Origin of the sequence: Streptomyces sodiiphilus (genome assembly GCF_039529215.1) — a bacterium.
Classification (GTDB): domain Bacteria; phylum Actinomycetota; class Actinomycetes; order Streptomycetales; family Streptomycetaceae; genus Streptomyces; species Streptomyces sodiiphilus.
The window spans coordinates 37,353-58,189 of the sequence record NZ_BAAAMJ010000016.1 but is presented as its reverse complement, the minus strand read 5'-3'; the positions used below and the strand labels follow the sequence as shown (position 1 = coordinate 58,189).

Here is a 20,837-nt window from a genome sequence, read left to right as displayed (position 1 = left end):
CATGACAAGACGGGCGGCGGCATCTGTGCTTCTCCGTGCCCCGGCCGGCGTCCCGCTCCGGGGCCGCCTCACAGGAGGAACAGCACCGCCGCACCCCACAGGACGCCGGCCGCCACGGCGGCCGGGCCCAGCGGCATGCCCTGCTGGGCCGGGTCCGCCTCCTGAGCGGGACGCAGCTCCGGGTAGTGGATCAGGGCCCGGATCTCCTCCACGGCCCGGTCCGAGACCGCCCGGCCGCGCGTCTTCCGCTCCAGCCAGCCCCACCCGAGAGGGCCGAGACGGATCTGCCTGTGCCGTCCCACGATGGTCAGCGCGTCCTCGTGGCCGCGCACCCCGGTGAGCTCTTCCCACCGCACCTGCCGCACCCGCCACGGACCGGCCACCCACAACCCGTTCCGGTCGGCGGTCACCCGCCAGTTGGCCGCGGTGGCCACCGACGTGGCCAGCACCGGCAGGCCGGCCACCGCCAGCAGGGCCGACCAGCCGAACCCGTCCGAGGTCACGGCCCAGATGAACCCCACGTTCACCAGCAGCAGGAACGCCGCCACCCCGCGCGAGGCCGCCCCCGCCGACCAGCTCAGCGGACGCTCCGACGGCGTCATCCCGGCGGCCACCTCGGCCGCCGGGCGGGAACGGGGCCGCTCCCGGCGTGCGCCGCCCCCGCGCCCGCCATCCCGGCCCTCGCCGTGCCCGGCGGCACCGGCTGCCCGCTGCCGGCCGGCACGGCCGGACGCCGGGCGCACCGGGGTGACGCCGAACTCCAGGACCGGCTCCTCGTCGCCGGCCTCCGGCATGGCCAGGAACGCGATGTCGGCCCCGGAGCCGGGGGCGCCGTACAGCACCGCCTCGCGCAACGGGGGCTCGGTGTCACTGCCCCGGAGCACCTCCCGCATCACCTGCCGTGCCTCCTCGGCAGCAGCCGCCGTGGCCTCCGGGTCGTCGGGGATCTCGTCGGAGTCCACCGGCAGGGCGTGGACGAGCAGGGCCGGCTCACTTCCCGCCGGGTCATCGGCCGCGAAGACCCGGATGCGGCTGTCCCCGGGCCCTTCACGGACGAGCACCCGCAGGGCCGGCTGCGGCTGCGAGCGCAGGCGCAGCCCTCGTCGCCGGCCGTCCACGCCGTTGACCAGCGCGGCAATCCCCGGCACACCCGTGGCCAGCAGCAGCATCTGCCAGCCGAACGCGTCGTACGGCTCGGAGACCAGCCGTGCCCAGGAACCGTCGACCAGCACGGCGGTCCGCTCGCCCACCGGATGGTTCTCCGGATAGAGGGCCTCCAGCGTCCGCTCGCCCCCGGGCAGGGCCACCGTGACGCTGTCCTCGTCCCGACCGGTGACCTCCGCCTCGATCCGGTCGGCGCGGGCCGCGCGACCCTCGTCCCCTGCGACGCCGGCAAGGCCTTTCCACAGCGCGAAACCGGCCACCGCCAGCAGCGCGGAGGCCAGGACGAAGGCGATGCGGCCGCGCCGGAACGCCGCCGCCTGCGCGGGAAGCGGATGACGGGCACTGCCCGCGGTCCGCTCGGCGAGCTGTCGCTGCCGTGCCCCTGCGGCCAGCCGTTCCAGCAGGGCGGCAACGGTGAAGGCGGCGGCGGCGAGGAAGGGAAGGTTCCCGGTGAACGGTGCCTCGCCCATCATGTCGTCGGTCAGCAGCATCAGCACGGTGAGCGGTCCGAGCACCAGCAGGGCGAGCCGGGGCTGCCGCGCCACCCAGTACAACTCCAGCAATGCCACACCGGCCAAGGTCATGCCCCACCACTGAGGCCCGCAGGGGGAGTTGACCGTGCACACCGGCTCGTCGATGCTGATCACGGCCCACACCGAGGCCAGCACGAGCGCGGTGCAGGACCACAGCGGGTTCGTCCACCGGGCGGGAGAGGCGGCGAGCCAGCGGCGGACATCCTCCGACCGCCACGAAGGTGTCCCGGCGGGCAGATGCTCCGGCGGGAGAGGTACGAGAGGCGTGGTCACGGCAGCATTATGCGACGCGCGTTCCCCGCCGCTCACCCTGGTTCCGGCGACTCCCGGCGAGGTTCGGAGCTTCCACCGGCGGGGGAGAGGCCGGGGCGTGCCCGGCCGGGACGCAGAATGGAGGCATGGCACGACGCGCACCGCGCCCCCGGCGCACCCGCCCCGTCCCCGCGACCTGCCCCTGCGGGCTGCCGGGCGGACTGGACGGCTGCTGCGGACGGCTGCACCGCGGCGAGGAGCGGGCGGCGACGGCGGAACAGCTGATGCGCTCCCGCTTCAGCGCCTTCGCGGTCGGGGACGAGAACTACCTGCGGCGCAGCTGGCATCCGCGCACCCGCCCGGCCTCCGTCGGCCTCGACCCCGCGACGCGCTGGACACGGCTGGAGATCCTCGCGGTCGCCGGCGGCAGTGCCTTCCACACGGAAGGCACCGTCGAGTTCCGCGCGCACTACCGGCTGCGGGGGGAGCGGGGCGAACTCACCGAGCGCAGCCGGTTCGTGAGACACGGCGGGGACTGGGTCTATCTGGACGGCGAAACGAGCACCTGACCCGACGGCCGGCGGGACGGCCCCTGCCGCACCGGGCGGCGCGGGAGCCGGGCTCCGTGTTGACCCGAAGGGGTGGCCCGCGCGGCGGGCGCGCATATCCGGCCTGCCCGGAAGGTAGTTACCCCGGTCTGTTCGAGATCCTCCCGGCTACCGTGACTATTCGCAGTGCACCGGGGCTTCAGCCCGGTGGTGAAGCGAATCTGAGAGTTGCCCTGACCTGAGCTGTGTGCATGGATTCGCACTGTTCACCTCAGTCCAGGTCCAAGCGGTCGGTTCTGCTGTTCGATGTACTGTTTGACGGTGCTGAGCGGTGCGCCGCCAAAGCGGTACCGGCGAAGTACGAGCCGGACCAGAGTCGTTGTGCCCGCCAGTAGTGGGGGGCGAGGTCGGGGAACTCCTGGCGCAGCCGTCGGGATGAGACGCCCTTGAGGCTGTTGACCAGTTTGGACACGGCGACCTTCGGCGGGAAGTGCACGAGCAGGTGGACGTGGGTGTTCTCGCCGTTGAACTCGACCGGCTCGGCCTCGAAGTCCTCGCACAGCGGTCGCCGTGGAGGACCTGGCGGCCATCCGCACACGCGGGACGGCCGCAGACTGGACCCATGGAACTCCAGATAACGGCGACCGCACCCGAGCATCCGGCCTCCCTGCTCGACCTGCCCTGGGACGTCCCGCTGGAGAAGTGGCCCGACGAGTACCTCGTCGCCCTGCCGCGCGGCATCTCCCGGCACGTCGTCCGGTTCGCCAGGGCGGGGGACGAGATCATCGCCGTCAAGGAGGTGGGGGAGTGGGCGGCGGTCCGGGAGTACGGGCTGCTGAAGGACCTGGACAAGCTGGCCGTCCCGGCCGTCGACCCGGTGGCGGTGGTCACCGGCCGGTCGGACGCCGGCGGTGAGCCGCTGGAGCCGGTGCTCATCACCCGCCTGCTGAAGGGCTCGCTGCCCTACCGGGCCATGTTCGAGACGACGATGCGCCCCGGCACGGTCCGGCGGCTGCTCGACGCCCTGGCGGTGCTGCTGGTCCGGTTGCACCTGAGCGGCTTCGCCTGGGGCGACTGCTCGCTGTCGAACACCCTCTTCCGCCGGGACGCGGGCGCGTTCGCCGCCTACCTGGTGGACGCCGAGACGGGCCAGCTCCAGCCCGAACTCACCCGCGGCCAGCGTGACTACGACCTGGAGATCGCCCGGGTGAACATCGCCGGGGAGCTGATGGACCTGGAGGCCGGCGGTTCCCTGCACCCGTCGGTGGACCCGGTCTCCTTCGGAGAGGAGATCGTCGAGCGGTACGGGGAGCTGTGGCACGAGCTGACGCGCACCTCGGTCTACCCGCGCGACAAGCGCCATTACATCGACCGCCGGATCCGGCGGCTGAACGACCTGGGCTTCGACGTCGCCGAGATGCAGATCCAGCGCTCGCCCGACGGCGATGCCGTCACCTTCCTGCCGAAGGTCGTCGACGCGGGCCACCACCAGCGACAGCTGCTGCGGCTGACCGGCCTGGACACGGAGGAGAACCAGGCCCGCAGTCTGCTGAACGACCTGGAGACGTGGATGACCACCCAGGACGACTACGCACCGGGCGACCCCCTGGGGGCACGGCCCGAGGTGCTCGCCCACCGCTGGGTCCGGGACGTCTTCCGGCCCGCGGTGCGGGCGGTGCCGCGGGAGCTGCGGGAGGGGGCGGACACCGCGCAGATCTACCACGAGCTGATGGAGCACCGCTGGCTGCTGTGCGAGGAGGCCGGACACGACGTCGGGCTCCAGGCCACGGTCGAGGACTACGTGCGCAGGGCCCGCGAGCGCCGCGCCTGACCGGCCGCGGGCCGGAGGATCCCGGACGGCCCGCGGTCCGGCTCGCGCCGGGCCCGGATGTCAGGAGGGCCGGGCCTCGGCGTAGGAGCGGGCGATGCCCGCCGCGGTGGCCCGCAGAGGTCCGGTGAGACGCGGCAGTTCGCGGGCCCGGCGGGAGGCCACCACGATGCCGACGGCGGCGACGGCCCGGCCGTCGACGATCACCGGTGCGGCGGCCGAGCAGGAGCCCAGGGTCATCTCCTGCGAGGTGAGGGCGTACCCCTGGGCGCGCACGGCGGCCAGCTCGCGCCCCAGCCTGCCGGGCTCGGTGATCGTGTAGGGGGTGGGCCGCTCCAGCGGCCGCGACAGATAGGAGCTGACGAACCACTCCTCCTCGAAGGCGAGCAGCACTTTGCCGACCCCGGTGGGATGCATGGGCAGGCGCCCTCCGACCCGCGAGACGATGGGGACCGCGCGCCGGCCGTAGACCTTGTCGGCGTAGAGCACCTCGGTGCCGTCCCGCACAGCGAGGTGCACGTTCTCCCGCGTCTCGGCGAACAGCTCCTGCATCCAGGGGCGGGCCAGGTCGGGCAGCAGGTTCTCCGCGAGCCGGCCCAGTTCCCACATCCGCGTGCCGATCCGCAGCCGCCCGTCGGAGCACCGCACCAGGACCCGGGCCTGCCGCAGCTCCCCTGCTATCCGGTGCACCGTGGTCAGCGGCAGATCGCTGCGCCGGGCGATGCCGGTCAGGGTCAGCCGGGGATGGAGCTCGTCGAACGCGCCCAGGACGGCCAGTACCTTCGAGGTGACCGACCGCCCCGCTTCCCTCCCACCGCCTGCCATGGGATCCAGTATTCCACTGAGCGGAAGAACGCTCTGGGCCCGCGAGACGGGCTCCTCCAGGCTGCTGCCATGCAGACACAGGTCGCCATCATCGGAGCCGGCCCCGCCGGACTCCTGCTCTCCCACCTGCTCCACCTGCGCGGCATCTCCTCGGTCGTCGTCGAACGACGCAGCCGGGACTACGTGGAGCAGCGGGTACGGGCGGGGGTGCTGGAGCAGGGCACGGTGGACATGCTCGTCGAGTCGGGGGTGGGCAGCCGCCTCCTGAAGGAGGGGCTCAGGCACGAGGGCATCGAGCTCAGATACGGTGACCGGGCCCACCGCGTCGCCTTCGAGGACCTGGTGCCGGGCCGGGCCATCACCGTCTACGGCCAGCAGGAAGTGGTCAAGGACCTGATCGCCGCCCGGCTGGAGGCCGGGGGCGACATCCGCTTCGGGGTCCAGGACGTGGCCCTGCACGGCATCGACGGCGAACGGCCGTACGTCACCTTCGGCGGCGAGCGGCTGGACTGCGAGGTGATAGCCGGCTGCGACGGCTTCCACGGGATCTCCCGGCCGTCCGTGCCCGAGGGGGTGCTCACCGCCTACGAGCGCGAGTACCCCTTCGCCTGGCTGGGCGTTCTCGCTCGCGTCGAGCCGTCGGCCGACGAGCTCATCTACGCCTTCACCGAGCGGGGCTTCGCCCTGCACAGCATGCGCTCGCCCACGGTCAGCAGGTTCTACCTGCAGGTTCCCGTCGGCACCCGCGTCGAGGAGTGGCCGGACGAGCGGATCTGGTCGGAGCTGAGGACGCGCCTGGAGACGGTGGAGGGTTTCACTCTGGCCACCGGTGAGATCTTCGAGCGGGGCCTCACCCCGATGCGGAGCTTCGTCGTCGAGCCGATGCAGTACGGCCGGCTGTACCTGGCCGGGGACGCCGCGCACATCGTGCCGCCGACCGGTGCCAAGGGGATGAACCTGGCGGTGGCCGATGTGCGGGTGCTGGACCGTGCCCTGGGCGCGTTCTTCGAGGACGGCTCCACCGCTCTGCTCAACGGTTACTCCGAGGCGTGCCTGAAGCGGGTGTGGAGGGCCCAGCACTTCTCGTGGTGGATGACCACGTTGCTGCACACCTTCGACTCGGACGACGCCTACGGCCGGCGGCTGCAGCTGTCCCATCTCGACTACGTCGCGTCCTCACGGGCCGCGGCCACCACCTTGGCCGAGAACTACGTGGGCCTGCCCTGGTGACGATTGTCACCGGCCGGGCCCTCCCGTTCGGCCGGAAGGGTCCGTACGCTCGGTCGCCGGGCTCGTCCCGGCCGCCGGCGGGGTGAGGGGTCCCGGCGCCGGCCGGTCACCGGGGTGTCGCGGCACCGACGCCGTGTGTCCGCCCGCCCGTTGAGTCCGTCCCGCATTCTCGGGGCAGTTCCCTGCCGGCCGGGCGAAAGGCGACAGCATGCAGATCCCTTCCCCGCGCAGGGCCCCGGCCGTCGCGGGCGCGGTGGCCGCCTGCGTCCTGGCCGTGTCCCTGGCCACCGCCGTGACGGGCCGGGCGGCCGACGGCCGGGCCCGGGCCGCGGAGGGTGCCGTGCCGGGGGCCGCAGCCGTGCACCGGGCGCAGGAGGCGGACGCGCTCTCCGGGCGCCTGCCGCTGGGGCCGCCCGGCCTGGAGGAGACGCGCACCGTGCGCGAGATAGCTCCGGGGCTGACGCATGTCGCCATCGAGCGGGGCCGGGCCTCGGCGGACGACTTCTGGACGGTCACCGTCGGAGTGGCCACCACCGAGGGCGACGCGGCGGAGCTGGAGGAGGCGGTCCGCGCCGCCGGGTACGAGCCGCGCCGCGACCACACGGCCGGTCCGGACCCGGCGGATCCGGACGGCCCGCCGCTGGGCTGGCTGGTGCGGACGGGCCGGTACCCCGACGAGGCCGCCGCCCGCACGGTCCGGAACGACCTGGCGGTCCGGGTGCCGGCCGCCCGGGTGCACGCCACCGCCGAGGACGGCAACGGCACCAGCGGTCCGTGGTCCCTCGACATCCTGGTCGTGGACCCCGGTCTCTTCGAGGGAAGCATTGGCTCCCGGCTGGCGCGGGGGACGGTGAGCGGGCGGGAGACCACCGGATCGATCGCGGCCCGCGCCGGCGCCCTGGCCGCCGTCAACGGGGGGTACTTCGTCGTCGGGGACGCCCCGCCGGTGCCCGGCCCGCGGGCCGCGGGCACCGAAGGCGACCCGGGCGGCATAGCGGTGATCCGCGGGGATCTGGTCTCCGAGGCGGTCGACGGCCGGCCCGCATTGCTCGTTCCGGACGGCCCCGGGCGGGGTGCCTCGGTGCGGCGGCTGCGCACCGAGATCACGGCCGTCGCCTCCGGCGGGGCCCGGCGAGAGGTCACCGGCCTCAACCGGCAGGCCGGGCTGGTCCTCAACTGCGGCGGAGTGGGGAACGCGAGGCCCTTCACCCGGCCCGCCCACGACTACACCTGCGGGAACGACGACGAGCTGATCGCCGTCACACCGGTCTTCGGGGACACGGCACCTCAGGGACCCGGCCACCAGGTCACCCTGGACTCCGCCGGCCGGGTCACCGGCGTGCGGCAGGAGCGCGGAGGCCCGGTGCCGCCGGACGGTGTACTGCTGCAGGGGACCGGAGCGGGGGCGGTGTGGCTGCGGGAGAACGCCGTCGCCGGTGCCGCCGTCCGGCTGGAGAGTTCCGTGCTGGACGCGGAGCTGGGAGTGCAGCCGGCGCGGATCGGGCGGTCGTCCGTCGTCAACGGCGGACCGCTGCTCCTGCGGGACGGTCTGGTGGTGCTCGACCCGGTCCGGGACGGCTGGTCCCCCGAGGCGATCGAGGGGCACGACCGCGCGGCCTTCTACAACGGCTGGTACCAGAGGCGCAATCCGCGCACCGCGGCCGGGGTCACCGAGGACGGACGGATCATTCTGCTGACCGCCGACGGCCGCCGTCCCGGGCACAGCGTCGGCCTGAGCATCCCGGAGACGGCCGAGGTCATGCGTGGCCTGGGCGCCGTCGACGCGGTCAATCTGGACGGCGGCGGCTCGACCGCGATGGTCGTGCACGGCGAACTGCAGGGACTGCCCGGCGACCCGGCGGGGGAGCGCCCCGTCGGCGACGCCCTGGTGCTGCTCCCCGACGGAGGGGGATGACCTCGGGCCGGGCCCCGTCCGGATTCAGGCGTCGCTGATCTGCAGGTACCGCCCCGCCGGGTGCAGGTCGGCCTCGATGGCGGAGGCCGTCTCGCGCAGGGCGGGCAGCAGGTCGTTCCGGGCCTGGTCCACGGTGCGGCGGCTGGCGTGCATGGAGACGTTGACGGCGGCGACGACCCGGCCGGTGTGGTCGCGGACCGGCACGGCCAGGGACCGCAGCCCTTCTTCGAGTTCCTCGTTGACCAGGGCGTGTCCGGTGCGGGCGGTTTCCTCCAGGATCTCCATGAGACGGGCGGGCGCGGTCGCGGTGTGCCGGGTGAGGGGCTCCAGCGTCGCCCCGGCCAGCAAGGCGGAACGCTCCTCGGGGGGCAGGCCGGCGAGCAGCACCCGCCCCATCGCGGTGGCGTACGCCGGGAAGCGGGTGCCGAGGGTGATGTTCACCGCCATGATGCGGACGGTGGGGACCCTGGCCACGTACCGGATGTCGGTGCCCGCGAGAACCGCCATGGAGGCGGAGTCCTGGGCCCGCTTGACCAGGTTCACCAGGTGCGGCTCCGCGATCTGTGTCAGCGTCAGCTGGGACAGGGGGCCGAAGCCCAGGTTCAGCACCCGGGGGGTGATCCGGTACTTCCGTTCCCCGACGGCGACGTGTCCCAGGTGTTCCAGGGTGATCAGGGCCCGCCGGGCGGTGGCCCGGGCCAGGCCGGTGGCCTCCGCGACCGAGGAGAGGCCGAGAGCGGCCCGTCCGGGACCGAAGGCGGTCAGGACGCCGAGGCCCCGGGCGAGGGATTCCACGTACTCGGGGCCGAGCTCCTGCTTGGCCCTCCGGGGGGCCGGTACCGGCCGGGCGGCGGCCGTGGGCGCCGCGGGCGGGGAGGCCAGGGCCTTCTCCATCTCCGCGGCCGTCCCGAGCAGCCGGGGGAGCACCGACTCGCGCAGGGACCGGGCGCTGTGCCGGCTGGTGTGGCTGACGACGCTCAGCGCGCACACCGCATGCCCCTCCGGGGCACGGACGGGCACGGCGACGGCGATCAGCCCGGGTTCGACCAGTTGGTCGTCGGCCGCCCAGCCCGCACGGGCCGCGGCGGCCACCCGCTCGCGGAACGCGGCTTCGGCGTCCGTTCCCGAGTCCGCCCGGCTCCGGCGCCAGTGCGCCCAGTCCTCCGGGCTCCAGCCGGAGGCGAACAGCACTCCCGGTGCCGCACCGTCGGCGGGCAGCGGGTCGCCGATCCGGAAGGTCAGCGACATGGCGCGGCGCCTGGTCCGCTGGCGCACCAGGCGTATGCTCTCGCGGTCCGGCACGGCCAGGGAGACCGACTCGTCGAGATCGTCGGCGAGCGCGTCGATGACGGGGCCGAAGAGGGCGGGCATCCCGCAGGCTCCCAGGTAGGCGTTGCCCAGTTCCATCAGACGCGGAGTGAGCACGGCGTCCCGGCCCTCCAGGCGTGCGTAGCCCAGGTGCTCCAGGGTGCTCAGGACCCGGTCGACGGTGGAACGAGCCAGGCCGACGGCCTTGGTCAGTTCACTGACCGGCCGGCGGCCGTCCGCGGCGGCGAGCTTCTCGATCACGGCCAGGCCGCGCAGCAGTGGGCCGACCGCCTCCCCGGGCGGGGAAGCATCGCCGGTGCCGGTCGTCATGAAGGCTCTCCTGAGAGGTGAGGGACGGGGGGCGGCCGGAGGAGACCGTACCTGCCTTCCGGCATTGACACAGCAGGCCCGGCCGGTTCACACTCTGCCCGCACACAGGGAATGAACACAAGTTCACTGTGCGAACGAATCTCGGAAAGGAGGGCGGATGGCCGAGATCCTCAGCCTGCGGGAAGCCGTGGCCGAGCTGATCCACGAAGGCGATACCGTCGCCATGGAGGGTTTCACCCATCTCATCCCGTTCGCGGCGGCGCACGAGGTGATCCGGCAGGGCATCGGCGGCCTCACGCTCGTCCGCATGACGCCGGACGTGGTCTACGACCAGCTCATCGGCGCCGGCCTGGCGAAGAAGCTGATCTTCTCCTGGGGAGGAAACCCCGGGGTCGGCTCGCTGCATCGCTTCCGCGACGCGGTGGAGAACGGCTGGCCCCGTCCGCTGGAGGTCGAGGAGCACAGCCACGCCGGCATGGCCGTCCGCTACACGGCCGGAGCCTCCGGCCTTCCCTTCGGAGTACTGAAGGGCTACCGCGGCACCGGTCTCCTGGACCGGACTCCCACGGTCTCGATGATCAGCTGTCCCTTCACCGGTGAGGAGGTGGCGGCCGTGGCCGCCCTCACCCCCGACGTCACCGTCATCCACGCCCAGCAGGCCGACCGTGACGGGAACGTGCAGCTGTGGGGCCTCACCGGCGTCCAGAAGGAAGCGGCACTGGCCGCCCGGCGTGTCCTGGTCACCGTCGAGGAGATCGTCGACAGGCTGGAACCCCGGTCCGGTGGCGTGGTGCTGCCGGCCTGGACGCTGACCGCGGTCGCCGAGGTGCCCGGCGGCGCCCATCCCTCCTACGCGGCCGGCTACTCCGTCCGCGACAACGACTTCTACCAGGAGTGGGACACCGTCTCCAGGGACCGGGAACGGTTCACCGCCTGGATCGACGAGCACGTCACGCAGCACCGGAAGGCAGCACGATGAGCGGGTCCGCACCGAGCACCACCGCCGCCGCCACACCCGCCGGTGAGTGGACGTCCGACGAACTGATGGAGATCAACGCCGCCCGGGCGCTGGCCGGGGCCCGCACCTGCTTCGTCGGCATCGGCCTGCCCAGCACCGCGGCCAACCTCGCCCGTGCCACCACCAACCCCGGTCTCGTCCTCATCTACGAGGCGGGAGCCATCGGGGCCAAGCCCACCCGGCTCCCGCTGTCCATCGGCGACGGGGAACTCGCCGACACCGCCGACGCGGTCGTGCCGGTGCCCGAGCTGTTCGCCTACTGGCTGCAGGCGGGCCGGATCGACGTCGGGTTTCTCGGCGCCGCCCAGCTCGACCGCTACGCCAACATCAATACCACGCTGGTCGGCCGGGGCCCGGGCAGGCCCGACATCCGTCTGCCGGGCGCGGGCGGAGCCCCCGAGATCGCCGCCCACTGCGGTGAGGTCCTCATCGTCCTGCGCCAGCGGCCGCGGGGATTCGTCCGCGAACTCGACACGGTCACCTCCGTCGGGCACGGTACCGGCCCCGGCAGCCGTCAGCGCCTCGGCCTGCCCGGCAAGGGCCCCACCGCGGTCATCACCGACCTCGGCATACTGCGGCCCGATCCGGACACCGCCGAACTCGTTCTCACCGAACTCCATCCCGGCGTTACCGTCGAACAGGTACGCGACGCCACCGGCTGGGACCTGAGGACCGCCGATGTGCCCGGTGTCACCGCCGAGCCCACCACCGAAGAACTCACCGCACTCCGTTCTCTCAAGGCCGCAGGAAAGGCCGGTACTCCATGAGCGCATCCGCGCCGCAGCTCACCCAGAGCGACATCAGCGCCGAGATCGACGCGGCACACGCCGCCTACACCGACGCCGTCGCCGGGGGAGAGCCGCCCCGCCACCACCCCGCCCGTGACTACGCCCCTTACCGCAGCAGTGCCCTGCGGCACCCCAAGCAGCCGCTGGTTCCCCTGCTGGACCCGGAGGCGGCCGAACTCTCCGGCCCCGTCTTCGGCCATACCGACATCACCCCCCTCGACCAGGACCTGACCCGCCGGCACACCGGTGAGCCGCTGGGCGAGCGCATCACGGTCACCGGCAGGGTCCTGGACCGCGACGGCCGTCCGGTCCGCGGCCAGCTGGTGGAGATCTGGCAGGCAAACTCCTCCGGCCGCTACGCCCACCAGCTCGACGACCACCCCGCGCCGCTCGACCCGAACTTCACCGGCGTCGGCCGCTGCCTCACCGACGACGAGGGCCGCTACTCCTTCACCAGCATCAGGCCCGGGCCCTACCCCTGGCGCAACCACCTCAACGCCTGGCGGCCCGCACACATCCACTTCTCGCTCTTCGGTTCCGCCTTCACCCAGCGCCTGGTCACCCAGATGTACTTCCCGGGCGACCCGCTGATGCCCTACGACCCCATCATCCAGGCCGTTACCGACGACGCCGCCCGGCAGCGCCTGGTCGCCGCCTACGACCACGACCTGTCGGTCCCCGAGTGGTCCCTGGGCTACCGCTGGGACATCGTCCTCGACGGCCCGTCCGCCACCTGGATCGAGGAAGGACGCTGATGACCGGTCCGACCCCCGCCCCGCCCCCCACCGCCTCCCAGACCGTGGGCCCCTTCTACGGCTACGCCCTTCCCTTCCCCGGCGGACCGGACGCGGCCCCCGCCGGACACCCCGGCACCGTGACCGTCCACGGCTGTGTCCACGACGGCGCCGGAGAGCCCATACCGGACGCCCTGCTGGAGTTCTGGCAGCCCGCCCCCGACGGATCGCGCCGCGGTGCGCCGGGCTCGATGCGCCGCGACCGGGTCACCGGTGGCTTCCCCGGCCGCGACGGCGTGCGCTTCACCGGCTTCGGCCGGGTGGCCACCGACGCGGACGGGCACTACGCGCTGCGCACCCTGCCGCCCGGTGGCGTCCCCTATCTGTCGCTGATCGTCTTCGCCCGCGGGCTGCTCCACCACCTGTACACCCGGATCTACCTGCCCGACCGCACCGACGCCGCCGCCGACCCGCTGCTCGCCTCCCTGGAGCCGCGGCGCCGCGCCACCCTGCTGGCCGTGGAGGAGCCCGGCGGGGCACCGGCGACCTACCGCTTCGACATCCGCCTGCAGGGCGACGGCACCCATGAGGAGACGGTCTTCCTTGAGTTCACCGAGCCGGCCTGACGGCGACCCGGCGGCGGATCCCCTGCCCGAGGACGGAGGCCTGCTGGCCCCCGTCCGGGCCGGGTCGGCGGCCGAGGAGGCCACCGCGGACACGTCCTGGCTGGGAGCCATGCTGGACGCCGAGGCGGCGCTGACCCGGGCCCAGGCGGACCTCGGGCTCGCCCCGGTGGCCGCGGCCGACGCGGTCGCCGAGGCGGCGGCCGCCCATCCTCGGGACGGCGCCGCCGTGCGCGCGCTCGCGCTGCGCGCCCGCTCCGGCGGGAACCCGGTCATCCCCCTGGTGGCATCCCTGGCCGAGGCCGTCTCCGGCCGGGACCCGGAGGCGGCCGCCTGGGTGCACCGCGGCGCGACCAGTCAGGACATCATGGACACCGCCGCGATGCTCGTCGCCTCCCGCGCCCTGGAGCCGGCCCTGGCCGACCTGTCGGTCACGGCCGGGATCCTGGGCCGGCTGGCCGCCGCACACCGCGACATCCCGATGCCCGGCCGCACCCTGACCCAGCACGCGGTGCCCACCACCTTCGGCCTGAAGGCAGCCGGCTGGCGCAGCCTGGTGCTCGACGCCCACGACCGTCTCGCCGCGGTCCGCTCCGCCCTGCCCGTACAGCTGGGCGGCGCGGCGGGGACCCTGGCGGCCTTCCACACCCTGGCCGCGCAGAGCCCCGCTCCCGGTCCGCGGGCAGCCACCGCGGGCCCCTCGCCGGATGCCCCGGCCACCGGCGCCGACCCCGGGACCGCGTTGCTCGCCGCCTACGCCGCCCGGACCGGGCTGGCCGAACCGGTCCTGCCCTGGCACACCCTGCGCACCCCGGTCGCCGATCTCGCCGGCGCGCTCGCCTTCACCGCCGGGGCGCTCGGCAAGTTCGCCGCGGACGTCCTGGTGCTGACCCGCACCGAGACCGGGGAGGTCACCGAAGGAGCGGGCGGAGGCTCGTCGGCGATGCCGCACAAGTCCAATCCTGTCCGCGCCACCCTGATCGCGGCCACCGCCCGCCAGGTCCCGGCTCTGGCCGCCGTGCTCTACGGCTCCCTCGCCGCCGAGGACGAACGGCCGGCCGGGGCCTGGCACGCCGAGTGGCAGCCGCTGCGGGAGGCCCTGCGGCTGGTCGGGGGAGCGGCGCGGGACGCGGCCGGGCTCGCCGGCGGCCTGCGTGTCCACCCGGAACGGATGCGGGCGAACCTCGCTGTCACCGGCGGGCTGGTCACCTCGGAACGTCTCGTCGCGGCCCTCACGCCCCTGACCGGCCGCGGCGAGGCCAGGGCTGCCGTGACCAGGGCGGCGCGCCGGGCAGCCGAGGAGGGAACCGGCCTGGCCGAGGCCCTCGGCGCCGAGCCGGCACTCGACGGCCTGATGTCCCCCGAACGCCTGGCCGCCCTCCTGGACCCCGCCGGCTACCGGGGCTCCGCGGGCGCCCTGACCGACCGAGCCCTGCGCCGCCCGGTGCCCTCCGCCCAGAACTCCACGACCAGCGAAGAGGAGACGCCTCGATGAGCGGCAGCACGCCCGGCTCCCTGAACTACCGGACCGACGGGGACCCCGCCGCGCCCCCGCTGATCCTCGGCCCGTCGCTGGGCACCTCCCTCGCCGTGTGGGACCGGCAGACCGTCGCACTCGCCCGCACCCACCGGGTGATCCGCTGGGATCTCCCGGGCCACGGCGGCTCGCCCGCCGGGCTGCTGCCCGCCGGACCGGCCGTCGCCGACCTGGGACGGCTGGTCCTGCGCCTGGCGGACGAGGTGGGAGCGGACCGTTTCGGCTACGCCGGTGTCTCGCTGGGCGGGGCCGTCGGCGCCTGGCTCGCACTCCACCACCCCGAACGCGTGAGCGCACTGGCCCTGGTCTGTTCCTCCGCCCGGTTCGGTGAGCCGGGGCCCTGGCGGGAGCGGGCCGCGCTGGTGCGGGGCGCTGCCGGAACCGGCCCGGTGGCGGACACCGCACCGGCACGCTGGTTCACGCCCTCCTTCGCGGACAGCCCTCAGGCCCTGGCGCTGCTGGCCGACCTGCGCGCCACCGACCCGGAGTCCTACGCGGCCTGCTGCGAGGCGATCGCCGCCTACGACCTGCGGGAGGCGCTGCCGGACATCACCGTTCCCACCCTGGTCGTCGCCGGACGGCAGGATCCGGCCACCCCGCCCTCCCACGCCCGGGAACTGGCCGACGGGATTCCGGGCGCGGGACTCACCGAGGTGGCCGGTGCCGCTCATCTGGCCGGGGTCGAACGCCCCGGCCCGGTCACCGCGGCTCTGCTCGGCCACTTCGCGGACCCCGCCGGGTCGGGACAGCCGCCCTGCGGCGACGCCGCCCGGCACGAGGCCGGGATGACGGTGCGGCGCGCGGTGCTGGGGGACGCGCACGTCGACCGGGCGGTCGCCGGTACGACTCCGTTCACCGCGGACTTCCAGGACTTCATCACCCGCTACGCGTGGGGGGAGATCTGGACACGTCCCGGGCTCGGCAGGGAAACCCGCAGCTGCGTCACCCTCACCGCGCTGACCGCGCTCGGTCATCATGAGGAACTCGCCATGCATGTACGGGCCGCGCTGCGCAACGGCCTCACTCCGCAGGAGATCGGGGAGGTGCTGCTCCAGACCGCCGTCTACTGCGGTGTCCCGGCGGCCAACGCCGCCTTCGCGGTGGCCCGGCGGGTCCTGGAGGAGGAGTCCTCGGGTGGCTGAGAGCGTCACGTCCGCGCGCCGCCGGGCGGCCCCACTCCGCCGGCGGCGCGCGGACGCGTCCCCCTTCCCCCGGGCCCGCAGGGTCACGCCGGGGCGAGGACCCTGCCGGGCCGCGGACCGGCCGCCGCCGGTTCCGCCGCCGGAGCCATGACGCCGCCCGCCGCACCGGCAGGCGTCCGCGACTCCGGCAGGCGCGCCAGCACCTCGAAGGCCTCTGCCAGGCCGGCGAGACGCAGAACGCGCAGGACGAACGGGCTGCTGATGACCAGCCGAAGCCGGCCACCGCGGTTCAGCGCCCGCATGCGGGCCCGGACCAGCAGCGACAGCCCGCCGCAGTCGATGAACGTGACCTGCCGCAGGTCGAGAACCAGGTCGGGGCGGAATCCGGCGGTCAGGACGTCGAGGGTGGCCGAGAGCGGCTGCCCGGTCTGAATGTCGACCTCTCCTGCCGGCGCGACCAGGACGGTGCTGCCGTCCGTGCGGATGCTGTGCTGGAGGGGGAGCGGTGCTGAGTCATCGGCCATGCCCCAAGCAAAGCCTGTGGAGCCGGCATCAGACAGGGACCGATGGTCCCGGGGTCCCGGGCCGGTCAGTACAAGGTGACGACCCGTCGGGGAGGGACTGTCGGCCCCGGTGGCCGCTCCGGCGCCGTTCCTCAGGCTCGCCCGGAGGCGCCGGCGGTGACGGAGGACTGCGCACCGGACAGCGGGATCCGGCCGGCGGACAGATCGGCCTCGATCCGGGCGGCGGTGGCCAGAAGCGGAGGGAGCAGCGTGTGCCGGTTGGACTCCACGGAGGTCCGGCTCGCGTGCGTGGAGACGTTGACGGCGGCCACCACGTTCCCGGAGCCGTCCCGGACGGGGGCGGCCAGGGACCGCAGGCCCTCCTCCAGTTCCTGGTCGACCATGGCCCAGCCCTGTGCCCTCACCTTCTCCAGGGCCCCGCGGAGCTGGGGGACCGAGGTCACCGTGCGCGGGGTGTACCGGGTGAGCTCCGCCCGCGTGAGGTGGTCCTCCAGCGCGCCGGGCGGCAGCCAGGCCAGCAGTACCCGGCCCATGGAGGTGGCGTACGCGGGGAACCGGGTGCCGATGGTGATGGAGACCCGCATGATCCGGGACGTCGCGACACGGGCCACGTAGACCACGTCCGTTCCGTCGAGCACCGCGAGGGAGGCGGACTCCTGGACCTCTGCCACCAGGCGCTTCAGGTGGGGCTGGACCAGTTCGGGGAGCGAGAGGCTGGACAGATACGCGTACCCCAGTTCCAGGACACGGGGGGTGAGCGCGAACAGACGTCCGTTGCTGTGCACGTAGCCCAGGTCGGCCAGTGTCAGCAGGAACCGGCGCGCGGCGGCCCTGGTGAGACCGGTGGCCTCGGCGACCTCGCTGAGAGTGAGCTCCGGGTGGTCGGCGTCGAACGCGCGGATCACCGACAGCCCTCTGGCGAGGGACTGCACATGCTCGGATCGTTCCGTCAACGGAACCCCTTTCCCGGATGGCCGTCTGTTCGCGATCAGAACCTTCGACCGCAGAACGAACCTAGGGTGGAAGCTTTTCGGCGTCAACGGGTTGACGTGCGGGTTGATAGTCCCTAGCGTCACGGCATCGCACGTCATGCGAATAATCGTTCGCACTGCGAACATCTGGAGATGTCCCGCTGTCGGTCGCCGGATCCCGACCGCCGCCCCCTCTCCGCACCCGCACGGGCGCCCCGCCGCCCGCCCCCTCCGTACGCACTTCAGGAGATACACCAGTGAACAGACGCATATCGGCTGTCGGCGCGCTCGTCGCGGCGGGCCTCCTCGCCGCCGGCTGCTCCGCGGAGAGCGGCTCCGGTTCCTCGAACGGTTCGGACGCCGGATCCGGCACCTTCCCCAGCGGCACGGTCCACATCGTGGTGGGCTCCGGCCCTGGCTCCACCATGGACATGCTCGCCCGCGGCCTGGCGCCGCGCCTCCAGGCGCTGTGGGGAGAGTCCGTCGTCGTCGACAACGTCCCCGGTGCCAACCAGTCCGCCGCCTACCACGAGGCCGCCGGGGCCGACCCCGACGGACACACGCTGTTCCTCGGCGTGCACGGCACCATGGGCATCCACGACCAGCTGGGCACCATCGACCCGGGCTGGCAGGAGTTCGAGTGGTTCGGCACCATCCTCGAGGAGCCCTGGACTCTCTACACCGCTGCCGACGGCGACATCAAGGACCTGGACGACCTGCTGGCCCAGGACCTGATCCGGTACGGCGACAGCGGCTACGAGAGCCCCATCAACCCTGTGGCGCTCACCTTCTTCGAGGCGTTCGACAAGGACTTCGTGTTCACCCCCGGCTACGACCCGGGAGCCGCCCAGCAGAGCGTGCTCACCGGGGAGCAGCACATCGTCGGGCGTGACGCCGCCCAGATGCTGCGCAGCGGCACCGACGAGGACTTCCGCGCGCTGCTGGTGTTCTCGGAGGAGCCCAGCCCGTTCCAGCCGGACGCCAAGACCCTCAAGGACCTGCGCGACGACTACGGCGTGGACATCCCGGAGCAGGAGATCTTCCAGCTCGGCTTCCCCATCGGCACCACCCCGGGCACCCCGGAGGAGATCGTCGACGCCCTGGCCGACGCCATCATCACACTGCTCGAGGAGGACGAGGAGTTCCAGCAGTGGCTGCGTGACAACCACATGGCGGACAGCGTGCTCGCCGAACGGATCGGGCGCGAGGTGACCCGCGAGCACGTGGACGCGGTGACCGAGCAGTACGCCGAGTTCGGCGTCAAGGACATCCAGAAGCGGCTGGAGTCCGGCTCGGCCAACTGACGCACCGACCCACCGACGGAATCACGGACCACGGAAACAGGAGTCGCACCCGTGCTGTCTGCCTTGATGGAGGCCTTCTCCCTCATCCTCACGCCAGTGGGGATACTCACCCTGATCGCCGGGACGATTGTCGGCCTGACGTTCGGGATGCTGCCCGGTCTCGGGGCCAGTCAGGCGATGATCCTGCTGCTCCCGTTCACCTACGGAGCCGACCCGCACTACGCCATCCTGCTTTTCGTGGCCGTGATGTCCTCGGCGTCCTTCGGGGGCTCGCTGCCGGCGATCCTCATCAACACCCCCGGCACGCCGGCAAACGTCTGTACGACCTTCGACGGCTATCCCATGGCCCGCCGCGGCGAGGCCGCCAGGGCCATCGTCATCTCCGGGATGGCCTGCCTGGTCGGCAGCACCGTCGGAGCGGCGGCGCTGTTCACGATGATCCCGGTCATCTCCAGGATCATCACCGCCTTCGGCGCCAAGGAGACCTTCTGGCTCGTCGTCTTCGGCATCGCCATGATCTCCCTGTCGGCGAAGGGCAACACCCTCAAGGGCCTGGTCGCCGGTGGCTTCGGCCTGCTGATCGCGTTCATCGGCCGCAACTACGTGTTCCCCGGAGAGCGCTACACCGGAGGGCTCAGCTTCCTCTACGACGGCGTGCCGATGGCCGCCCTGCTGGTGGGCATGTTCGCCGTGGTGCCCATGATCTTCCTCGGTGCCAAGCGCACCGTCGTGGAGGGCGTGGGAACCGGCCCGGCCACCACGGCACTGACCGGGTTCCGGCAGCAGTCCCGGCAGGGTCTCCTCGACGTCTGGCGGTACCGCTGGGGGGCTCTGCGGGGCTCGGTGCTGGGCGTGCTGCTCGGCATCATCCCGGCGGTCGGCGGCGCGACCGCGAGTTTCGTGAACTACCTCACTTCCAAGCAGCTCTCCCGCAACGGGGACGAGTTCGGCAAGGGAAGCCCCGAAGGGCTCATCGCCTCCGAGGCCGCCAACGACGCCAAGGACGGTGGTGCGCTGATGCCCACCCTGGCCTTCGGCATCCCCGGCGACCCCAATACCGCCGTGCTGCTGGGCGCGCTGCTGATGCACGGCGTGGCACTGGGCAGGCCGCTGTTCTCGCACGAGCTGTCCATGGTCGTGATCATCGTCCTGGGGCTGCTGCTCGGCCAGCTTCTCGTCTCGGTCCTCGGCATGCTGACCGGACCCTTCATCGCCCGGATCACCACCGTCCCGAGCTTCACCCTGGTGCCTGTGGTGGTGATGTGCGCCCTGGTCGGCTCCTACCTCTACCGGCACAACGTGTGGGACACCGTGATCGTGGTGATCGCCGCGATGATCGGCTACGCCTTCACCCAGTTCAACTACCCGGTGATCAGCCTGGTGCTGGGATTCCTGCTCGGCGCGGAAGCCGAGCGGGCCCTCATCCAGACGCTGATCATGTCCCAGGGCAGCTACACCGGCCTGTTCCAGGGCGGCATCGTGTGGACCATCATCGTGATCATGCTCCTGTCCTTCGCCGGGTCGTATCTGCTCAACAAGCGCCGGTCCCGCAACCGTGCGGCTGTGCCGGCCATGGCCGGCACGAACGGCCCGGACGCGGGGCACGGCCCCGCCGGCGGGGCGGCGGACACGCCCGGGCCGGGACACCCCGCCGGCGCACCGGCCGACGACGCAGGGGAAGCACGCCGGGAACGCGTCCTGGGAACGGCATTCGCCCTCGTGATGCTCGCCTGCAGCCTCGCCTTCCTCATCGGTGCGATCGGCTACGAGGGCAACATGGGGCTCTTCCCGACCGGCGTGGCCACCGTGGTGACCGCACTGCTGGTGCTGGTCGTGGCCGCTGAGCTGTCCCCCCGGCTGAACGCCGTCCTGGCGAAGATGGACGGCGGTGCGGACGTCTTCAAGGACAAGGGCGGCAGCGAGCTCTCGGCGCAGAGCATGCGCAGCCACGGCCGGATCCTCGGCTGGGTGGCGGGCTTCACCACGGCGATGCTGATCTTCGGATTCCTGGCCCTGCCCGTCATGATCTCCGCGTTCGTCTGGCGCTCCGACCGGCAGCGGCTGCGCACCGCCCTGGTGCTCGGCGGAATCGCCGCGGCCCTTCTGATCGGACTGGGGGCCGCCTCGCCCACGATGTTCTGGCCGGGCGTGCTGCCGCCGTACTTCCCCGGCTTCCTGGGCGGCGGACGGGTTCCCGCGCTCTTCTGACGATTCCGGTCACCGGCCACCCGCCGGCCTCCACGGCTTCTGCCCGGAGGCCGGC

General features: G+C 73.1%; 17 protein-coding genes and 1 pseudogene. 12 read left to right on the top strand and 6 right to left on the bottom strand.

The window, feature by feature from the left end:
• Window positions 1-68: 68 nt before the first annotated feature.
• The gene (locus ABD299_RS09920; RefSeq protein WP_344260572.1) at window positions 69-1,970 is read right to left on the bottom strand and encodes a hypothetical protein; all 1,902 of its coding nucleotides are present in this window, start codon (window positions 1,968-1,970) and stop codon (window positions 69-71) included.
• A gap of 125 nt (window positions 1,971-2,095) precedes the next feature.
• On the opposite strand from ABD299_RS09920, the gene ABD299_RS09915 reads away from it, so the two are divergent.
• The gene (locus tag ABD299_RS09915) at window positions 2,096-2,518 is read left to right on the top strand and encodes a YchJ family protein (protein WP_344260570.1); all 423 of its coding nucleotides are present in this window, start codon (window positions 2,096-2,098) and stop codon (window positions 2,516-2,518) included.
• Between the two features lie 245 nt (window positions 2,519-2,763).
• On the opposite strand, the pseudogene tnpA reads toward ABD299_RS09915, so the two are convergent.
• A pseudogene (gene tnpA, locus ABD299_RS09910) lies at window positions 2,764-3,035 on the bottom strand (IS200/IS605 family transposase); the annotation flags it as partial.
• Window positions 3,036-3,119: 84 nt separating this feature from the next.
• On the opposite strand from tnpA, the gene ABD299_RS09905 reads away from it, so the two are divergent.
• On the top strand, window positions 3,120-4,328 hold the full coding sequence (locus ABD299_RS09905) for a DUF4032 domain-containing protein (protein WP_344260568.1): 1,209 nt from the start codon (window positions 3,120-3,122) through the stop codon (window positions 4,326-4,328).
• A gap of 60 nt (window positions 4,329-4,388) precedes the next feature.
• On the opposite strand, the gene ABD299_RS09900 is transcribed toward ABD299_RS09905, so the two are convergent.
• A complete protein-coding gene (locus ABD299_RS09900) occupies window positions 4,389-5,150 on the bottom strand; it encodes an IclR family transcriptional regulator (protein ID WP_344260566.1) in 762 nt (253 codons plus the stop codon).
• Window positions 5,151-5,219: 69 nt separating this feature from the next.
• On the opposite strand from ABD299_RS09900, the gene ABD299_RS09895 reads away from it, so the two are divergent.
• A complete protein-coding gene (locus ABD299_RS09895; protein WP_344260564.1) occupies window positions 5,220-6,380 on the top strand; it encodes a 4-hydroxybenzoate 3-monooxygenase in 1,161 nt (386 codons plus the stop codon).
• Window positions 6,381-6,588: 208 nt separating this feature from the next.
• The gene (locus ABD299_RS09890; protein WP_344260561.1) at window positions 6,589-8,295 is read left to right on the top strand and encodes a phosphodiester glycosidase family protein; all 1,707 of its coding nucleotides are present in this window, start codon (window positions 6,589-6,591) and stop codon (window positions 8,293-8,295) included.
• 24 nt (window positions 8,296-8,319) lie between these two features.
• On the opposite strand, the gene ABD299_RS09885 is transcribed toward ABD299_RS09890, so the two are convergent.
• Window positions 8,320-9,933, bottom strand: coding sequence for an IclR family transcriptional regulator domain-containing protein (locus ABD299_RS09885; protein WP_344260558.1), 1,614 nt, complete (start codon window positions 9,931-9,933; stop codon window positions 8,320-8,322).
• A gap of 157 nt (window positions 9,934-10,090) precedes the next feature.
• On the opposite strand from ABD299_RS09885, the gene ABD299_RS09880 reads away from it, so the two are divergent.
• Genes ABD299_RS09880 through pcaDC form a run of 6 tightly spaced genes read left to right on the top strand, consistent with a single transcriptional unit; the run spans window position 10,091 to window position 15,775 of the window.
• On the top strand, window positions 10,091-10,912 hold the full coding sequence (locus ABD299_RS09880; RefSeq protein WP_344260555.1) for a CoA transferase subunit A: 822 nt from the start codon (window positions 10,091-10,093) through the stop codon (window positions 10,910-10,912).
• On the top strand, window positions 10,909-11,718 hold the full coding sequence (locus ABD299_RS09875) for a CoA-transferase subunit beta (protein WP_344260552.1): 810 nt from the start codon (window positions 10,909-10,911) through the stop codon (window positions 11,716-11,718). The genes ABD299_RS09880 and ABD299_RS09875 overlap by 4 nt, the downstream gene beginning before the upstream one ends.
• Complete coding sequence (gene pcaH, locus ABD299_RS09870) at window positions 11,715-12,494, top strand: protocatechuate 3,4-dioxygenase subunit beta (RefSeq protein ID WP_344260549.1); 780 nt, start codon at window positions 11,715-11,717, stop codon at window positions 12,492-12,494. Before ABD299_RS09875 ends, pcaH begins: the two co-directional genes overlap by 4 nt.
• Window positions 12,494-13,099 (top strand): protocatechuate 3,4-dioxygenase subunit alpha, encoded by a 606-nt coding sequence (gene pcaG, locus ABD299_RS09865; RefSeq protein WP_344260546.1) that lies wholly within the window; start codon window positions 12,494-12,496, stop codon window positions 13,097-13,099. Before pcaH ends, pcaG begins: the two co-directional genes overlap by 1 nt.
• The gene (gene pcaB / locus ABD299_RS09860; RefSeq protein WP_425581295.1) at window positions 13,059-14,591 is read left to right on the top strand and encodes a 3-carboxy-cis,cis-muconate cycloisomerase; all 1,533 of its coding nucleotides are present in this window, start codon (window positions 13,059-13,061) and stop codon (window positions 14,589-14,591) included. Before pcaG ends, pcaB begins: the two co-directional genes overlap by 41 nt.
• Entirely contained in the window at window positions 14,588-15,775 is a 1,188-nt protein-coding gene (gene pcaDC / locus ABD299_RS09855) for a bifunctional 3-oxoadipate enol-lactonase/4-carboxymuconolactone decarboxylase PcaDC (protein ID WP_344260540.1), read from the top strand. Before pcaB ends, pcaDC begins: the two co-directional genes overlap by 4 nt.
• Window positions 15,776-15,858: 83 nt before the next feature.
• On the opposite strand, the gene ABD299_RS09850 is transcribed toward pcaDC, so the two are convergent.
• Together ABD299_RS09850 and ABD299_RS09845 are read right to left on the bottom strand one after the other, a co-directional pair.
• Window positions 15,859-16,299 carry an STAS domain-containing protein gene (locus tag ABD299_RS09850; RefSeq protein ID WP_344260537.1) on the bottom strand — a complete coding sequence of 147 codons (441 nt, stop codon included), beginning with the start codon at window positions 16,297-16,299 and terminating at the stop codon, window positions 15,859-15,861.
• Window positions 16,300-16,430: 131 nt separating this feature from the next.
• Window positions 16,431-17,252 carry an IclR family transcriptional regulator gene (locus ABD299_RS09845; RefSeq protein ID WP_344260534.1) on the bottom strand — a complete coding sequence of 274 codons (822 nt, stop codon included), beginning with the start codon at window positions 17,250-17,252 and terminating at the stop codon, window positions 16,431-16,433.
• A gap of 275 nt (window positions 17,253-17,527) precedes the next feature.
• Between ABD299_RS09845 and ABD299_RS09840 the strand changes: the two genes are divergently transcribed.
• Window positions 17,528-18,574, top strand: coding sequence for a tripartite tricarboxylate transporter substrate-binding protein (locus ABD299_RS09840; RefSeq protein WP_344260532.1), 1,047 nt, complete (start codon window positions 17,528-17,530; stop codon window positions 18,572-18,574).
• A gap of 51 nt (window positions 18,575-18,625) precedes the next feature.
• A complete protein-coding gene (locus tag ABD299_RS09835) occupies window positions 18,626-20,782 on the top strand; it encodes a tripartite tricarboxylate transporter permease (protein WP_344260530.1) in 2,157 nt (718 codons plus the stop codon).
• Window positions 20,783-20,837 lie beyond the last annotated feature (55 nt).